The organism is Oleiphilus sp. HI0067, from assembly GCF_001635735.1.
The window spans coordinates 1-16,974 of record NZ_LWFI01000933.1; the positions used below are offsets into that span (position 1 = coordinate 1).

At 43.4% G+C, this 16,974-nt stretch carries 19 protein-coding genes; 11 read left to right on the top strand and 8 right to left on the bottom strand.

Features of this window, described 5'->3' with window-relative positions; all coding sequences use genetic code 11:
* The 3 genes from A3739_RS11280 to rmf all read left to right on the top strand — a co-directional run.
* The coding region (locus A3739_RS11280) for a helix-hairpin-helix domain-containing protein (RefSeq protein ID WP_156502543.1) at positions 1-1,183 on the top strand (1,183 nt) is incomplete at its 5' end.
* A 77-nt stretch (positions 1,184-1,260) separates the two neighbouring features.
* Positions 1,261-2,835: a glutamate--cysteine ligase gene (gene gshA / locus A3739_RS11285; RefSeq protein WP_082878374.1), complete on the top strand. Its 1,575-nt coding sequence runs from the start codon at positions 1,261-1,263 to the stop codon at positions 2,833-2,835.
* Positions 2,836-3,267: 432 nt separating this feature from the next.
* Complete coding sequence (gene rmf, locus A3739_RS11290; RefSeq protein WP_068480389.1) at positions 3,268-3,474, top strand: ribosome modulation factor; 207 nt, start codon at positions 3,268-3,270, stop codon at positions 3,472-3,474.
* On the opposite strand, the gene A3739_RS11295 is transcribed toward rmf, so the two are convergent.
* Positions 3,471-3,875, bottom strand: a complete 405-nt coding sequence (locus A3739_RS11295; protein WP_068480305.1) for a flagellar basal body-associated FliL family protein — start codon at positions 3,873-3,875, stop codon at positions 3,471-3,473. The genes rmf and A3739_RS11295 overlap by 4 nt on opposite strands.
* A 178-nt stretch (positions 3,876-4,053) precedes the next feature.
* Between A3739_RS11295 and A3739_RS11300 the strand changes: the two genes are divergently transcribed.
* From A3739_RS11300 to A3739_RS11320, 6 genes are all read left to right on the top strand, one after another.
* Positions 4,054-4,542 (top strand): disulfide bond formation protein B, encoded by a 489-nt coding sequence (locus A3739_RS11300; RefSeq protein WP_068501362.1) that lies wholly within the window; start codon positions 4,054-4,056, stop codon positions 4,540-4,542.
* 171 nt (positions 4,543-4,713) lie between these two features.
* On the top strand, positions 4,714-5,184 hold the full coding sequence (locus A3739_RS11305) for an Rsd/AlgQ family anti-sigma factor (protein WP_068480302.1): 471 nt from the start codon (positions 4,714-4,716) through the stop codon (positions 5,182-5,184).
* Between the two features lie 77 nt (positions 5,185-5,261).
* A complete protein-coding gene (locus tag A3739_RS11310; protein WP_068501364.1) occupies positions 5,262-6,203 on the top strand; it encodes a WD40 repeat domain-containing protein in 942 nt (313 codons plus the stop codon).
* Positions 6,204-6,714: 511 nt separating this feature from the next.
* Positions 6,715-6,885, top strand: coding sequence for a hypothetical protein (locus A3739_RS28785; protein WP_156502545.1), 171 nt, complete (start codon positions 6,715-6,717; stop codon positions 6,883-6,885).
* A 9-nt stretch (positions 6,886-6,894) separates the two neighbouring features.
* Positions 6,895-8,355 carry a CocE/NonD family hydrolase gene (locus A3739_RS11315; RefSeq protein ID WP_156502546.1) on the top strand — a complete coding sequence of 487 codons (1,461 nt, stop codon included), beginning with the start codon at positions 6,895-6,897 and terminating at the stop codon, positions 8,353-8,355.
* A 144-nt stretch (positions 8,356-8,499) separates the two neighbouring features.
* On the top strand, positions 8,500-9,549 hold the full coding sequence (locus A3739_RS11320) for an AraC family transcriptional regulator (protein ID WP_082869200.1): 1,050 nt from the start codon (positions 8,500-8,502) through the stop codon (positions 9,547-9,549).
* A gap of 9 nt (positions 9,550-9,558) precedes the next feature.
* Here the strand turns inward: A3739_RS11320 and A3739_RS11325 are convergent, their stop codons facing one another.
* Together A3739_RS11325 and A3739_RS11330 are read right to left on the bottom strand one after the other, a co-directional pair.
* Positions 9,559-9,882, bottom strand: coding sequence for a phage integrase N-terminal SAM-like domain-containing protein (locus A3739_RS11325; protein WP_068474017.1), 324 nt, complete (start codon positions 9,880-9,882; stop codon positions 9,559-9,561).
* Positions 9,883-9,962: 80 nt separating this feature from the next.
* Positions 9,963-10,226 (bottom strand): acyl-CoA-binding protein, encoded by a 264-nt coding sequence (locus A3739_RS11330; RefSeq protein WP_068474019.1) that lies wholly within the window; start codon positions 10,224-10,226, stop codon positions 9,963-9,965.
* Between the two features lie 163 nt (positions 10,227-10,389).
* On the opposite strand from A3739_RS11330, the gene A3739_RS11335 reads away from it, so the two are divergent.
* Together A3739_RS11335 and A3739_RS11340 are read left to right on the top strand one after the other, a co-directional pair.
* The gene (locus A3739_RS11335) at positions 10,390-10,881 is read left to right on the top strand and encodes a DUF4442 domain-containing protein (RefSeq protein WP_231876704.1); all 492 of its coding nucleotides are present in this window, start codon (positions 10,390-10,392) and stop codon (positions 10,879-10,881) included.
* A 56-nt stretch (positions 10,882-10,937) separates the two neighbouring features.
* Complete coding sequence (locus tag A3739_RS11340) at positions 10,938-12,002, top strand: SMP-30/gluconolactonase/LRE family protein (protein ID WP_068501367.1); 1,065 nt, start codon at positions 10,938-10,940, stop codon at positions 12,000-12,002.
* 10 nt (positions 12,003-12,012) lie between these two features.
* On the opposite strand, the gene A3739_RS11345 is transcribed toward A3739_RS11340, so the two are convergent.
* The 5 genes from A3739_RS11345 to trpD all read right to left on the bottom strand — a co-directional run bounded on the left by A3739_RS11345 (position 12,013) and on the right by trpD (position 16,958).
* Complete coding sequence (locus tag A3739_RS11345) at positions 12,013-13,296, bottom strand: TRAP transporter large permease subunit (RefSeq protein ID WP_068480289.1); 1,284 nt, start codon at positions 13,294-13,296, stop codon at positions 12,013-12,015.
* Positions 13,293-13,850, bottom strand: coding sequence for a TRAP transporter small permease subunit (locus A3739_RS11350; RefSeq protein ID WP_231876645.1), 558 nt, complete (start codon positions 13,848-13,850; stop codon positions 13,293-13,295). Before A3739_RS11350 ends, A3739_RS11345 begins: the two co-directional genes overlap by 4 nt.
* 29 nt (positions 13,851-13,879) lie before the next feature.
* Positions 13,880-14,983, bottom strand: coding sequence for a TRAP transporter substrate-binding protein (locus A3739_RS11355; protein WP_068480283.1), 1,104 nt, complete (start codon positions 14,981-14,983; stop codon positions 13,880-13,882).
* 104 nt (positions 14,984-15,087) lie between these two features.
* The gene (trpC, locus tag A3739_RS11360; RefSeq protein ID WP_068501373.1) at positions 15,088-15,900 is read right to left on the bottom strand and encodes an indole-3-glycerol phosphate synthase TrpC; all 813 of its coding nucleotides are present in this window, start codon (positions 15,898-15,900) and stop codon (positions 15,088-15,090) included.
* 20 nt (positions 15,901-15,920) lie between these two features.
* Positions 15,921-16,958: an anthranilate phosphoribosyltransferase gene (gene trpD, locus A3739_RS11365; protein WP_068501376.1), complete on the bottom strand. Its 1,038-nt coding sequence runs from the start codon at positions 16,956-16,958 to the stop codon at positions 15,921-15,923.
* Positions 16,959-16,974 lie beyond the last annotated feature (16 nt).

Here is a 16,974-nt window from a genome sequence, read left to right on the forward strand (position 1 = left end):
AGAACGTATTGCTCAACTTGCAAAAAAATACAATGCTGAGCTATTGAGCATCGGTAACGGCACAGCCTCACGCGAGACCGAAAAACTCTGTGCAGATGTCTGCAAATATTATCCTGACTTGAAGCTCTCTCGAATTGTCGTCAGCGAAGCTGGAGCTTCGGTGTATTCCGCATCAGAAATCGCTGCGAACGAATTTCCCGATATTGACGTCAGCATCCGAGGAGCGGTATCGATCGCTAGAAGGTTACAAGACCCGCTTGCAGAGCTTGTGAAAATAGAGCCCAAAGCCATTGGTGTTGGTCAGTATCAACACGATGTAAGTCAGTTCAAGCTTGGAAAAAGCTTAGACGCGGTCATTGAAGACTGTGTTAATGCTGTTGGCGTCGACGTCAATACAGCTTCTGCACCTTTACTTTCACGCGTATCTGGCATCGCAGCCAACACAGCGTCCAATATTGTTTTGTTCCGAGATACATATGGCGCTTTTCGCTCTAAAGAAGATTTGAAATCAGTGCCTCGTTTAGGCGATAAAGCTTTCGAACAATGCGCTGGATTTCTTCGTATTAACAATGGCGAAAATCCGCTAGATGCCTCTGCCGTGCATCCCGAGTCATATTCTGTCGTTGAACAAATTGCCAAATCTCAAGACAAAAAAGTAGTGCAACTTATTGGTGAAACGTCTGTCACACAACTCGACGCCTCGGCCTTCACTTCCGATAGCATCGGCGTTCATACCATTAACGATATTTTGCGCGAACTTGCGAAGCCTGGTAGAGACCCTCGACCTGAATTTAAATCAGCAAACTTTAAAGAGGGTATCGAAGAGATAAGCGATTTAAAAGAAGGAATGATCCTTGAAGGCAGTGTCACCAACGTGACAAATTTTGGGGCCTTTGTAGATATTGGAGTGCATCAAGATGGCCTCGTGCACATTTCTTGTCTGGCTAACAAGTTCGTGAAAGACCCTCGAGACGTGGTTAAAACGGGCGATATTGTCAAAGTAAAAGTACTTGAGTTTGACGCCAAGCGTAAACGTATTGCGCTAAGTATGCGATTACAAGACGCAGCCGAGCAAACGACACCAAAGTCATCAGAACAAAAAAACACCAAAGCAAAAAACCAGCAAAACGCGCCACTCAACAACGCGTTTGCTTCTGCCTTTGCTAAGGCTAAAAAACAGTAAGCGCTAGTTAAATACAGACTAAACGACTAAGCTAACCGACTTAATATTCTCCCGCAAATAGGGTGAAAGGATTACACATGACAGACGCATGCCTAGGATTAGAAGCGGGAATCGACACTCTTCGCACTTATGTTCAAACCTCTTCAGTGCCTCTTATCTCAAGAGGCTTAGAAAAAGAGGGTCTTCGCACACTAGCTAACAGCGACATTTCACAGAGTGATCACCCTAAGGCTCTCGGCCATCCTCTTACACACTCAAGCATTACCACTGACTATTCAGAAGCTCTGTTAGAGCTGATTACAGGCGTTGAATCAAACGCGGGTAATCTTCTATCACAACTCGAAATGACGCATCGTTTTGTCTTGAATAATATTGGCGACGAGCTCTTGTGGGCGGGATCAATGCCCTGTCATTTAGATGGTGATAAAAGCATTCGTATCGCTGAGTACGGCGACTCCAATATTGGCAGACTGAAACATATCTATCGTAAAGGTCTGGATGTGCGTTATGGCAGAATCATGCAGAGTATCGCAGGCCTGCATTTTAACTTCTCCTTATCGGATGAATTCTGGATGCAGTTAAAAGATGCCGAAAATAGTCAAACTGATCTACAGACCTACAAATCTGAGAAGTACTTTGCGCTGACGCGTAATTTTCGACGTTACAGTTGGCTATTGATGTATCTATTCGGCGCATCTCCTGCACTAGACGCTAGTTTTCTGAATGGCAAAAGCAGCGATCTTGAAGTATTCGATGAAAAAGGCACGTATTACAAACCCTACGCAACCTCTCTGCGAATGAGTGACTTAGGCTATACGAATAACGCTCAAAGCTCTTTAAATATCTGTTTCAACACGCTTGATAACTTCACTAAAACACTTGGCGATGCGATTCATACCTCTTACCCAAGCTATGAAAAAATTGGGCTAAAAGATGATCATGACTACACGCAGTTGAATACCAATATTCTGCAAATCGAGAATGAGTATTACAGCAGTATTCGCCCCAAACGCACGACATTCTCAGGTGAAAAGCCAACGGCTGCATTAATTGAGCGTGGCGTAGAATATGTTGAAGTTCGCTGTCTTGATCTAAACCCCTACCTACCTTTAGGTATCGACAAACAGCAAGTTACTTTTATGGATGGTTTTCTTCTGTTTTGCCTACTCCAAGACTCTCCATTCTTGAGCGCAGAAGCGTGTGAAGAACTTGAGCGGAACTTCACTTTAGTGACCAATGAAGGTCGAAAGCCAAACCTTTCACTGAACCAAAATGATCAAGCGCGTGACTTGAAAGAGTGGGCAACATCATTACTAGCAAACATTGAGCAGGTGTCTTCTGCGCTAAATAAACAAGACGCTGCAGCGCTTAAGTCCGCTATAAAGGCACAGCAAGCTAAAGTGAAGGACAGTGCCTTATGCCCTTCTGCTAAGGTTCTTGCAGATATGCAGTCAAAGTCTGCTTCGTGGCTTGAGCTCTGCACCGCCTTATCATCTGAGCATAAATCTCAACTATTAGCATCCAGCATCAATGAGCAAAAGTTATCCGAACTTGAATCGACTGCGAAGCAAAGTCATCAAGATGCTCAAAACATTAAGCAAGCTGATAACGTACCCTTCGATGCATTTCTTGATGCATACGTCTCACCATAAAGAACACCCATACTCGGATGCGAAACGCTTCCGAGTTTTTTCAATTACGTAAAGCTAATCCCCGCCTTTTTTGAGAACTGTCCGTTTCTGACAAATATTTCATCGTTCAAAATTTGCGCATTGCCGTGCATGTGCTAATTTTGTAACTGTACGTAACGAAATGTGTCAGCGTATTACCTAAAAAAACATAAAGACACATTCTTAGCGTGCAGAGTAGTGTTCATTGCACTAACGTAAATATATGTAACCTGTATTCGCGCATTGCTTTTAAAGCGAACAAAAATGATAAGCGCATCACAAAATACAGACTACGCTATCAAACCGTTATGTGTTGACTTGTGCGTGCCGAACCGCTTGAAGTCGATTGTACAGAGCAACTACCAATGCTCTGTGCATGAAAGTGCTTGGCAGCCTATTGAAAGGAGTGGCCCAATGGCCGAAGACTTTTCTTTAAGCTGGAATTTAGAATCTCTTAACAAAGCTTATAAGCAAGGCTATATGTCTGGCGTTATGGGCAAAACAAGAGAAGACCGCCCCGGTATGAGCGATGTTGTGCTTGCCGCGTGGGAGGCAGGCTGGGAGGACGGCAACGATGTTGCCATCCAAGACACGCCTAATGTCGTGCGTCTAGCTTCCTAAATTTGAACAACAAAGCTGGTAAATAGTAGGTCTTGTACACCTGTCTTACCTACTTCCTCAGCTAAAGCTTCTTTTACTCTGCTAAGCGCAGCCAAACGAATAGTCTCTTGCGCTGTGTGAGAGCTCATTCCCTCTTTAGATTGTTCAGACAATAACATTACTATTTGATGCCTAATCAAAGGAGCATGGTGCTTTACCAACTCGACATGCTCTTCGCTTTCAACCTTTAAAGATATCTCAGCTTTTACATAAGATAGTTTTCTGCGAGGCTCGCCAAAGTTACTTACAAATGCAGGATTCATGGTGTGATAAACAGCTCTTTGTTTTTCTGAAGATTCATCCTCTGCAAAGGCTAGTTGCATGGTCATTAAAGCGCCGATTAGAGCGAGTACCGCTTTCATATTACTTCCTTAGAATTGGTCAATAGATCAAGTATAGGTCGATCCACCAATTCAAGAAGTAATGATGCGTGACTATTTGTAGCGACCGGTCTCAGTTCACAAAAATTAAGAAGACTTAACTCGCCAACTTTGCGCTTAACTCGCACCATTGGCAGCAGATTTTATAGAGGCTTATACAGTGCAGTTATCCAATCGATTGATCGCGCTAGCAATCATAGTAACGAGCGTATCGTTAGTACTTGTCGCAAGCTATGTTGAACCTTTCGCTAGTATGAATCCGTGCCCGATGTGCATGATGCAAAGAGCAATCTACTTATGCGTCGGGGGCTTTGCCCTACTAGCTTTGCTCGCTGCCAAACACGCAGTAGCAAAGAATATTTTCACGGGTCTTGGTTTGCTCACATCAATCGCAGGAATAAGTGTTGCTGCTCGACAAGTTTGGCTGCAACATTTGCCAGCAGATGAAGTTCCGGCATGCGGCCCGCCCCTTGAATATATGATCGAAGTATTCCCGTTAATAGAAGTATTACAATCCATGTTAATGGGCACTGGTGACTGCGCAGAAATTCAATGGCAGTTTCTAGGTCTGTCGATTCCTGCTTGGAGCATTGTTGCTTTTTCAGGTCTTGCAGTCGCAAACATTATATTGCTGTTTAAAAAACAATAACGGAAAGGCTCACACGCCGTAACGTTTTGCAACAATTTACATATTGCTAGCAATACGCATATTCGCTAGCTTAAGTCCTACAACAGGATGAATAAAAAAGCGCTCAAGCGCTGAACCAGCAGGCTGAAATTTAAAAAGAAGATTCACGCCAAACGGATACTGGAGAGATTCATGTTAGAAAACTGCAAGAATGCAAAAGAACGTTGGGGCGGAGTAAATGAGCTCATCGATAAATGGTTGGTCGAACGTCAAGACTTAATTGTCAAGTTCTGCGACCTCACGATGAACCATCCAAGCTCACAAGAAAACACCATTGAGAAACTTCAAAGCTTTTGCCAAGTGTTAGTAGACTATGTTTCTGTTGGCCACTTCGAAATCTATGAACAGCTCATTGCCGAAGCCATTGAATTCAATAACGAAGATGGCACGGTTTTAGTCGAAACGACAATTCCACAAATTCAAGAAACGACCGAAGTTGCCTTAAATTTTAACGATAGCTTCGACGACATTCATAAAGTAGATGATGGTGTCGACAAGTTAGTGGCTCGCTTGGAGCGTCTAGGTAGAACCTTAGAAATCCGATTTGAGTTTGAAGACCAACTTATCGAAGCGATTCATACCTCTCAAGCTGACCTTGTATAATTAACAAGGAACGACCAAGCATCGATAATAAAGAGGTCTATACTTCTATGACCTCTTTTTTGATCGAACCGTAAGAGATGCGAAAACTCTTTTTATTACTTCTCCCCTTCACACTTCTGGCCTGCGCTCAGCAAGCAGAACAAAATTTCGAGTTAGCAAGCCAAGGCTTATTTGATGCCAGCATAAGCAACGACGGCACTATTGCTCTCATAGCTTCGCAACGACATGGCGCCAGCTTATGGAACTTGAATCCCTTAGAGCGCGTATTTAACTGGAATCATGAGAGTAATGAATATACTCAGATCACACATACTCATTTGTCGAAAAATGGAAATTTTGCAATTACAGCGCGTAATAATGAATGGATTCTATGGGATGCAAAAACAGGCAAGGCCCAAAACTTCTGGCAAACCCCGAGCAATATCAACAGCATCGCTCTGAGTGAAGATGGAAGCCACGCACTGATCGGTTTAGCATCTGGAGATCTCTGGTACACAGATACCCGAGCTGGTAATAACGTCAAAGAATTTCAACATGCTGATGCAATTCGATCAGTCGCACTATCGGGAAATACTGCCTTATCCGGCAGTGATGACAACTCCGCCACGTTTTGGGATTTAAATACTGGGAAAGCGCTTAAAACCCTAGACCTCAGCAATGCATCAAGACATGTCGCGTTTTCTCATAGTGGAGCACATGCCTTTGTCTCCTCGCTCAGAGAGGACCACTTTGTAATCGACACTACCAACTTTACTATCAAAAGCCAGATTAATGAGCGCTATACGGTCTTTAACGCAGCGAAGTTTTCAAACGATGATCAACGCGTATATCTCGCCAATCAACAAGGGTATATCCAAGTCTTTGACACCTCCAGTGGAGAAGAGGTATCTCGTTATCAAGCAAAACGAAAACACGTATTTGGCGTATCGCGATCAGTGGAAGATTTAGCCATCCTAACAAACGAGTTGCTCGCGATAACGAGTGACGGCCAACTGCAAGCGTTTTCTATCTCCAACTAGATGCTGTGCACACATTTTTTGACTGGCCTGTCATATACACTCAATGTCCATTTGAGCTGTAGTTTACGTAACGTAAAGCCATAATATTGATTCCGAAAATAAAAATAACAAAATGAATATGAGTCTACGGCAAGCCTTGCTTGCCCGATCTTTTTTCTCTTCTTCAATAATTCAGAATCACTCAACCTGCCTTTCAGGCGCACAAAGCACAGATATTCAGGCATCCTTCTAAAAACTTAGAATTATTTTTACGCCTCTTCAATAGTTAACAGTCGTAATCTTAACCCGAGCAATACGTCCCATTTTATACAGCATGCCCCTTTCTAAATATGTTTGTCCTTTTGATGCATAGTATACGAACGCGTAAGGCATTACGCTTTTTAGACAATAAAAATAAAAATCGGAAAGTGTCGTTAGGGAATTCAACTCCTATTCTTTCCCCCCCGCAAATAAATATAAAAAAACACATACGACAGGTGATTAAAATGAAAAAGCCCTTACTGCACTCGGAATGTGTGCTGCGGTAGCTTTGTCTCCGCAAATGGCTAGTGCGACTGGTTCAGGCTCTGTTCCTATTCTAGACTTTGCAGGCGGCTTATTAGGCGCTCCAAACTTCCCAGATTCAGAGAACTACACAACAGATGACGACATCATCATTACCGCATTTGATGGCGTTGAATAAACGGCGAACATCTTTGTTCCTACAGATATTCAAGGTACTGCGCCAGCAATTATTTTCATCAATAGCTGGTCAATGAACGAATACCAATACTTACAACAAGCTGCAGAGCTTGCAGATAAAGGCTATATCGTTCTGAATTATGCAACGCGTGGTTTCGGCGAGTCTGGCGGTTTAATTGACACAGCTGGCCCAAAAGACATGAACGACTACAGCACAGTAATCGACTATTTGATTGCTAACTACCCTGTAGACGAGAGCGCTATCGCAACAGCGGGTATTTCTTACGGCTCAGGCATCAGCTTACTAGGTGCAGCGCAAGACCCTCGCGTAAAAGCCATTGCAGCAATGAGTTCATGGGGCGATCTAGTTCATGCTTTGTACGGCGACCAATCGCCACGCCAAGTTTGGGGTGAGCTACTTAATCTAGCAGGCGGCTTAACAGGCAACCCAGACCCAATCATTGACCAACACTGGAACAATGTAAAAAATCAGAACCTAGATGCGATTCCAGACGTTGTAGAATGGGCAAGTATCCGTTCACCGATCAATTACGTTGATCAATTGAATGAAAATGGCACTGCGGTTTACCTTGCAAAAGCTTATGGTGATAACCTATTTATGCCTAACACTCTGATGGACATGTTTAGTCAATTTACTACACCTAAGTACGTTGACTTGCTGCCAGGTACACACGCAACTGCTGAATTACTTTCATCACTTGTTGGCTTGGGTGAAAACGTTATTTGGGAAAACGTATACGACTGGTTCGACATTCATTTGAAAGGCGAAACTAACGCTTTATCGTCAGCAAAAACAGTGAACATGAAGGTTCGTTTTGAAGACAAATTCGATCTATTTGACACCTACCCAATTCCAGAAGCGACTGAGCAAACCTATTACTTGCACCCACGCTCTACCTTCGACACTGGCGACATGGAAACCTACCAATACTGGTCATGGTTCAACATGGAAACTGACGACACCATTAACGGCTGGTTCGGGACAACCTTCTCAACTGGCGTACCAATTCTAGGCGACCTTCTTGAGCAGGTAGACATCCCTGTTATTGCTAACATCAAAGCTGAGAGCGAATTCCGTGCGATTTACTGGGAAAGCGACCGTCTTGATGCAAAAATGGAAATTCGCGGCACGCCAAGCGTGAACCTTCGCGTACAACCCCACTACAATAAAGCTCAGATCGTCGCGTACTTGTACGATATGGATTCTTGGGGCTGGGGTAAGTTAATTACACACGGCGTTATCACTCTTCCTGATGCGAACTGGGGTGATAAAGTCCGCGTTGATTTCGACATGGTAACAACAGCTTACGATGTCCCTGCTGGCCACAAAGTCGTCATGGCGATTGATACAAAAGATCCTTATTACAAGTCACCAACTAGTGCAGACTTTTACTTAGACTTCCAATACAAAACGTCTGAGCAAAACACTGTCACGATCCCAACTCTTTAATAAGCTGCTTTAAAGAGCGAAAGGCAGAGTAAAGACTCTGCTTTTTTTATTTGTTATCAATTCAGGAAAAATTCTGAGAAAGTTTCCACAGTCAGAATTAGACCAAAGTGTTAGATTGAAAACTCAGTAAATGATGTAAGCATAATGACGCAATATACTCGATCACCTGGTTTAGCACTGGAGCAATGTAGGCTGCTACTTCGTTATGGTCTTAAGAAAGGCTTAATGCATGAGCAGTGCCTAGAAAACTCAAAACTAAACATCGAAGACTTTGATACCGTCTCCTGTGAGCCAAGCATAGAACAAGAGCGAATTATCATTCTTAATCTATGCAATCATATCAACGAAACGCCTGCACGCATTGGCTATGCCATCGGTTTAAAGGTAGGCCTACCGAGCTTTGGATTAATCGGCCAAGCAATGGCTAGCAGCGCGAGTCTCAAGCACGCGCTTGATATTGCTCTTCGTTATAGCCAAGAAGTATTTCATTTCACCAACATCAATTATCATGTTAAGAACGACAATTTCGATTTACAATGGGAAATAGCTCATGCAGAGGATGAAGAGCTAAAAGACTTCTACATTTCTAGAGATTTTGGCGCTTGCTTAACAATCATGCGCTCATCAGGTCATAACATTCCGATCAAGAAGCTGAGCACGAGCTTAAGTGATGAAGTCTTAAGTAAAGAAATCGTCGAGGAATTGTCTTGCGATGTAAATGTGGAATCGAAGGTAATGTCAATTACTGTCGATGAAAAGCTACTTCATCTACCTATGCCACTGTTAAATGCGCAAGCCAGTCAAACACTAGAGTCTCTCTGCTATACACAAATTGCTCTCCCCAACACAAATGAGAAAATGAGTCTGAGTGAGAAGATAGGGCAATTACTGAGACAACATCAATACATTCTGACACGCGATGATGCTGCGAACGCATTATGCGTCTCTTCACGCACACTTGCTCGCCACCTTCTTAACGAAAAAACTACTTGGCGAACATTAGTTGCAACCCAGCGTATCGCAGAAGCCAAGCATCTACTTTCACACAGTGATGACAGTATCGAGTTAATTTCAGAAAAAGTAGGATTCAGCTCAAGCAGCGCTTTCTCTTTAGCGTTTAAAAGGGCATGCGCAAAAACGCCGAGCGAATATAGAAAGCACTATTCGATTCAAGCAAAAACTAAGACTGCCTAAAAGCTAAGCTTATTTGGAAGATGGAAGTGCGTAAGCAGACTCTTCTAATGGGCGCTTTAAGACCTGACTATAGAAGAACTCGAGCGCCTGACGCGCTTGATTAAGACGAGCTCGCGAAGGAGACAGACGACGCGTCACGTGTCGCAAAAATTCTTTCACGTTTTTCTCGTTCAAGCTAAAGGGGTTAGATAATCCATTAAATGTAAGATACTGTGCGATCCACTGCTCGTAAGTATGGAATGTACGCTCACATAAAGCGTTCTTCTGACATACTTTTGTCATACGATCCGCAAGCCCTGGCTGAGCTTCATCTAGAACAATCTTCGCATCCATGTTGACCGCCTGAACTATCTTTCTTATTTAAGTGTGCGCACTTTACCAGATTATGCAAAGCACGCAAATACTCAAAAGACCTAAGCTTTTAACTCTTCAATTGCATCGATGTATTGCTGCATCGCTTCATCTGCACTCGCACCTTTAAGGTCTTCCCATGCTTGATATTTAGCGCGACCAACGAAGTCCATCATGCCAGGTTTTTTACCTGTCACATCACCTTCTGTAGCTTGCTTGAACAAAGCGTACATCTTTAGCTTAAGCTCGTTCGATGGCTGAAAGTCACCTTCAGCTGTTTGTACGTAGTTTACTGTTTCTTCAAATTTTGCTTTTAAGTCTGACATCTAGATTACTCCTCGAAAAAATCGGCGTTGATTATACAAACCATTCCTTAGAATCTACAGTGATTTAGATCCATATTTGGACTTATCTATTGCGTTGACAGAACTACAGCAGATGGTCAAACTGCCGGCACACTTATTCATAGAAACAAACTAGGAGTGCTGTGTGGCAAAGCCCAACAAACTCAACACAATTGTCAGTAATGTGTATAAATTACCCGAATTTATGCGAACAAAAGCCTTAAGCACGCTTTTCGGAAAAACTGTCAAATACACGGGCACAACCGGTATCAAAGTAGAAGAACTAACGACGAACCGTTCGGTCGTAACGCTCACCAACAAAAAGTCTGTACAAAATCATATTGGCTCGGTTCATGCTGTTGCCAGCATTCTGATTGCAGAATCTGCAACAGGCTACCTAATAGGAATGAACATCTCAGACGACTGCGTTCCGGTAATCAAGACAATAAAGGCAGACTATGTTAAGCGAGCTAAAGGCAATATGCGTGCAGAAGCTTCTTTAACTGATGAACAAATAAAGCTTATTACATCATCCAATAAGGGTGAAACAACCGTATCCGTTACGGTCACAGATGCTGATGGGAAAGAGCCGATTCTAATGGAAATGGTATGGGCATGGACTCCTAAGAAGCGCTAACGAAATAAGCATGAGATAAGGATTTCTCGTGTTGATAACAATAAAAGATAATAACAATGAACATCCTAAAACTCGTATTATTCATATTCCTCATAACCATTGCTGTTTTTGTTTGGCGTAGCTGGCCAATCATGAATCTTGGCTACGATATCGCTAACGTTAATACTGACTACTGCGCACCTGTCGCAATTGAGGCTGGCCCAGAAGATATCACTGTTGACCTAGCGACTGGGGAGGCATTCATTGCCACAGACGCTCGCCGCGACTATCTAAAATATGGCACAGCCCCGCAAACACCAGGAGCTATATGGGTAAAAGACTTGAATAGCGATAACCCTCCTCCGGTTAAAATAGAAGCGAATTATCCAGAGGCATTTCATCCGCATGGAATTTCCCTTCTCAAAGAAAATGGAAAACGCTATCTGTTTGTCGTAAATCATCCAAGCACTACGTTTCATCAAATCGATATTTTTGAGCTTGAAAGCTCGCATAAAGCGACCTTACTAAAGAGCGTCACCTCCGATTTATTTATTTCGCCTAACGACATTTTTGCTACATCCTTAAACGAATTCTACGTCACAAATGACCACGGAGCCCCTCGTCACACACCACAAGAAAAAGTCGAAGACTTCTTTCGTTTAGCGAATAGCAATGTCGTTCATTACAAAGATGGCAAAGCTACGATTGCACTGGATGATCTATATATGGCGAATGGCATTACGATCGATGAAGATGGAAAAATATATGTCGCGGAATCGACCGGGCTTCAAATCACCCAATATTCAAAAGATACTGATGAAAGTTGGAAAGCGACTCAACGCTATGACCTTGAAGTTATCGTCGACAATTTAGAATGGTCAGATACCGGTAAGCTTCTAGTTGCTTCTCACCAAAGCGCGCTTTACTTTTTAATGCATACCTTTGAGCACAGCAATCACTCACCTTCTATCGCACACGAAATCGATACCGTAAGCGGTGAAATCAATTTGCTATATATGAGCGATGGCGCTCAGCTGTCAGGCGCTAGCGTCGCAGCGCAATATAAAGATTCTTTATTAATTGGTTCTGTATTCGAAGAACATTATCTTCACTGCAAATCTGAACAGTTAGCGTCACGCTAACTGTTCTACTTTAGAGCAAACCGAAAAATCCTGGAAAGAATAAGATAGCTAGAACGACCAATATTTGTAGGCAAATGAAAGGCATCACACCTTGATATATGTCGCTCGTTCTAATGCTAGACGGTGCGACCCCTTTCAAATAAAACAAACTAAAACCGAAAGGGGGTGTTAAGAAACTCGTCTGCAAATTCATAGCAATGAGAATCGCAAACCACAGCATACTGATTCCTAGCAATTCAGCGATCGGTGCCAGCACCGGAACAATAATGAAAGAGATTTCGACGAAATCAATAAAGAATCCTAGTATCAAAATGACAAGCATCGTGAGAATAAGAAAACCCCATTTCTCGCCAGGCAAATTCGTTAACCAGTGCTCTAATATCTCTTCACCGCCGGTATAGCTGAATGTCATTGAAAAAGCCGTAGCACCCAGCAAAATAGCAAACACCATCGCTGTAACGGTCACTGTTTCACGAGCACTATCTAAAAGCATCTTCAAATTAAATTGCCGATACAACATAGCTAAGACAAGCGCACCGATACCGCCCAAAGCAGAACTCTCGGTTGGCGTCGCAATGCCCGCAAAAATAGAACCTAGCACCAATGCAATTAGCAGAAGCGGAGGAATAATGGAAAACAAGGCGTCTTTAATCGCCTCAAAGCCAACGGCCTCAGTTGGTGGCATTGGAGGCGCTTTTTCTGGATTTCTAAGCGTGACAAAAAGAATGTAACCAATATACAAAGCAATCAATAACAAACCTGGAGCAACGGCCGCCTGGAACAAATCCCCAACCGGCAAGCCCAATACATCGCCTAATATGATCAAGATGATTGAAGGAGGGATAATTTGTCCCAAGGTGCCCGATGCACAGATGGTGCCGCACGCTAATTGCTTATCATAGTTGTACTTCAACATCGCTGGCAGCGATATCAAACCCATCGCGACCACACTCGCTCCGACAACACCAGTAGATGCAGCTAAGAGCGCACCGACTAAGATTGTACTAATCGCTATACCACCACTCATACGACCAAACAACTGCGACATAGAAACCAGTAATTGTTCCGCTAACTTGGTTTTCTGTAGCACCACGCCCATAAAAATAAACAGCGGTATCGCCATTAATATGGTGTTTTCCATAATGCTTTGAATGCGATAAGGCATGAAAGCAAACAAATCAAAGCCTTCAGCAATCACTCCAAAAACAAGTGCGACGCCTGCAAATGTAAACGCAACGGGAAAGCCCAGCATCAATAAAAGAAGCGCAGCAAAAAACATAATAATGCCTATCATGAGAGCATTCCTTTATTGCCTTGCTGATAGTGAGCACGCCCTTTTAAGACCAAAATAGCTTTAGTCATCATGCCGAGAGCTGCGATACCAATAAAGATAAAAGAGATAGGTATTAACGATTTGATAATCCAGCGATAGGGTAGACCACCAGGGTCACCACTTCCCTCACCAATTGAATAGGCATCATGCGCAAAACTCGCTCCGTAATAGGTAACAAGTGCGACAAAAGGGAAAATGAAAGTCAACGCACCCACTAAATTCACAATAGCCTTACGCTGATCACTCCAGCCTTCGTAAAATATATCAACACGAACATGACCATCGCGCTGCATGGCGTAGGGGGTTCCTAACAAAAATACAGCCGCAAATAGATGCCACTCGAGCTCTTGCATGCCTATAGAGACATCATTAAAAACATAACGCATCACCACGTCGTAAAAGACGTTTAATAGCATGAACAACATCAAGATGCAGGCCACAAAGCCACATAGCGAAGTTGCCTTACGGCAAAACCAATCTAATCGTTCAATCATATAGAAAAAAGCCCGAACCAAGGTTCGGGCTCCTTATACTCACTTCTTACTTATTTTGTACTTTCAAGATACGCCTTGTCTGAAATCAAGGTCCAATCTCGTACTTTCGCCATATATTCTTGCTGGGAAGCAAGAACTTTCGCGGCAAACGGATCTGCTGCTGCATTCTCTTTAAGAAGCTCATCGTTTGCCTGAATAATGGCTGACATCACTTCTTCAGGGAAAGTTTTTACTAGAATGTTTGGATACTCTTCCTGCATCGTCGCCCAATTCTTACCACTTTCGTGCGTAGACTGGATATACATGTCATAGGCTGCTGTACGCATGGCGATACGCAATATTTCTTGCAGGTCTGCCGGCAAACCTTCAAAAGTTTTACGATTCACTAAGAACTGCAATTCAGCACCAGGCTCATGCCAACCGGTATAATAGTAAGGTGCGATTTTATGGAAGCCCATGCGCAAATCGAGAGATGGACCTACCCACTCAAGCGCATCAATAGTGCCTCGTTCAAGTGCTGTATAGAGCTCTCCCGGTGGGATATTCGTCGGTTTCGCACCGAGCTTTGCAAGCACTTCACCAGCAAAACCTGGGATACGCATTTTAAGACCTTGAAGGTCATCTAGCGTTTTGATTTCCTTCTGGAACCAACCGCCCATTTGGTTAGACGTGTTACCGCCTGGGAAAGACATTAAGTTGTGCTGAGAGTACAGTTCATCCATCAACTCCATACCACCACCGTAATAGAACCAGGCATACTGTTCTTGCGCCAACATTCCAAATGGCATGGTCGTGAAATACATCGTTGCAGGGATTTTCCCCTTCCAATAATAAGAAGCCGAATGCCCAAGGTCATACTGGCCTGACTTCACCATATCAAAAACACCAAAAGGCGCTTTATGTTTGTTGGAAGAATCTATCGTAATCTGAAGGCGTCCGTCGGACATCTTGTCGACTAGTGTCGCGAGGTTTTTTGTAGCATCGCCAAAAATAGGGAAATTCGGTCCCCAAGTTTCAGCAAGCTTAAGAGTAATTGTTTCTGCTTTCGTTTCTACAACTGCTTGCTCTTGTGCTTGTTCGGCACATGCAATCAAGGTAACGAAACTAGCAACAAAAAGGGTTTTAATAAGCGTGGGTAGACCCAATACTTTCATGATAGCGTCCTTTTATTTTTGTTTGCGCAATAAGAAATTATCAGATGTTCGGAGGGATTTCACCCTCCGTAATAGGATTGTTCGTTAACTTGTAAAAATTGCCTTTAAAAAAACAATCTCGCCAACTCATCGCCAGGGTTTTCGGCTCGCATAAATGCTTCGCCAACCAAAAAGGTATTCACCTGATTTTTGCGCATATCCTGAACGTCATCCAATGTATGAATACCGCTTTCGGTCACAACAATTCTATTTTCTGGGATGCTTTCAAGTAACTGAAACGTGTTATCTAGGCTTACCTCAAAACTATGCAAATCGCGGTTATTAATGCCGATAAGCTTAGTATCAAGCGTAAGCGCAACGTCGAGTTCTTGTGCATTATGCACTTCGACCAATACATCTAAACCAAGCTCATGTGAGATACCTGAAAGTTCCTGCATCTGGTCTTTGGTTAAGCATGCAGCGATCAACAACACACAATCTGCATTTACAACGCGGCTCTCATAAATTTGATATGGAGACACCATAAAATCTTTGCGAATGACTGGTAGAGAGACTGCATTACGCGCAAGTTGTAAATAATCTTCATGCCCTTGGAAGAAGTCTCTATCTGTTAAAACAGATAAACAGGCAGCACCTGCATTGTCATAAGACTGCGCAATCTCAGCAGGTCGGAAGTCTTCTCGAATCACACCTTTACTTGGAGAAGCCTTCTTGATTTCTGCAATCACGGCTGACTGCTTAGATGCAAGCTTGGATTCAATCGATGCAACAAAGCCTCGACACTCTGGTTTATCAAGCGATTGTGCTTTTAGCTCGGTCAACACGAGCGCAGCACTGCGCTCCTCTACTTCTTCCCACTTACGCGCAACAATATTGCGCAGAATCGTTGGTGTGCTGTCATTCACTTTGCTGCTCATGTAACTTCTCGCTAATGCGTTTAATCTTCTTTAAATACTTGTGAGAAACTCGCTAACTCACTCATTTTGGCTAAGGCCAAACCACTTCCGATCGCGTCTTCAGCCATTGACACACCAGCCTTCAACGAATCTGCTAGACCAGACACGTATATCGCAGCAGCCGCATTGATCGTAATGATGTTACGCGCCTTCTGCGCGATATCGCCATCATCTTTGCCTAATGCTGACTTAATGAGAGCAAGACTTTGCTCCGCACTATCCACACTTAAATCAGTTAATGCTGCTTCTTGAATACCTAAGGCAACAGGTCGAATTTCATATTCAATAACTTCGCCATCTCGCAATTCTGCAACATGGGTATTAGCCGCAATAGAAATTTCATCAAGGCCGTCGTCAGAATGCACCACCATCACATGCTCACTGCCAAGGCGATTTAATACTTCCGCCATTGGACGGCAAAGTGCTTTCGAAAACACACCGATAATCTGGCGCTTTACACCAGCAGGATTTGTCATTGGCCCTAACATATTGAAAATCGTACGCATTGCTAATTCTTTGCGTGGGCCAATTGCATGACGCATCGCGCTATGGTGGGCTGGCGCAAACATAAATCCAACACCAATCTCTTGCACTGCGCGCGCAACTTGCTCAGGGCTTAAGCCCAAATTAACACCTGCAGCTTCAAGAAGATCAGCACTTCCGGTACTACTAGAAACACTACGATTACCATGCTTTGCAACGCTGCCCCCTGCGGCTGCAACTACAAAGGCAGATGCAGTCGATACGTTAAACAAATTAGAGCCATCACCACCAGTTCCACAGGTATCAACTAAGTGCTGAGCATCAACATTTACAGAGGCAGACAAATCACGCATCACTTGCGCTGCACCGGTAATTTCGTCAATCGACTCGCCCTTCATACGCAACGCAATCAATAGAGCACCAATCTGCGCATCGGTCGCTTCGCCCGTCATTACCGTCTGCATCACGACTTTCATATCTTCTGTTGATAGGCTTTGCCCCTCAACAATCTGAGCAATTGCATCTTTAATATCCATGACTAGTCTCTCTTAT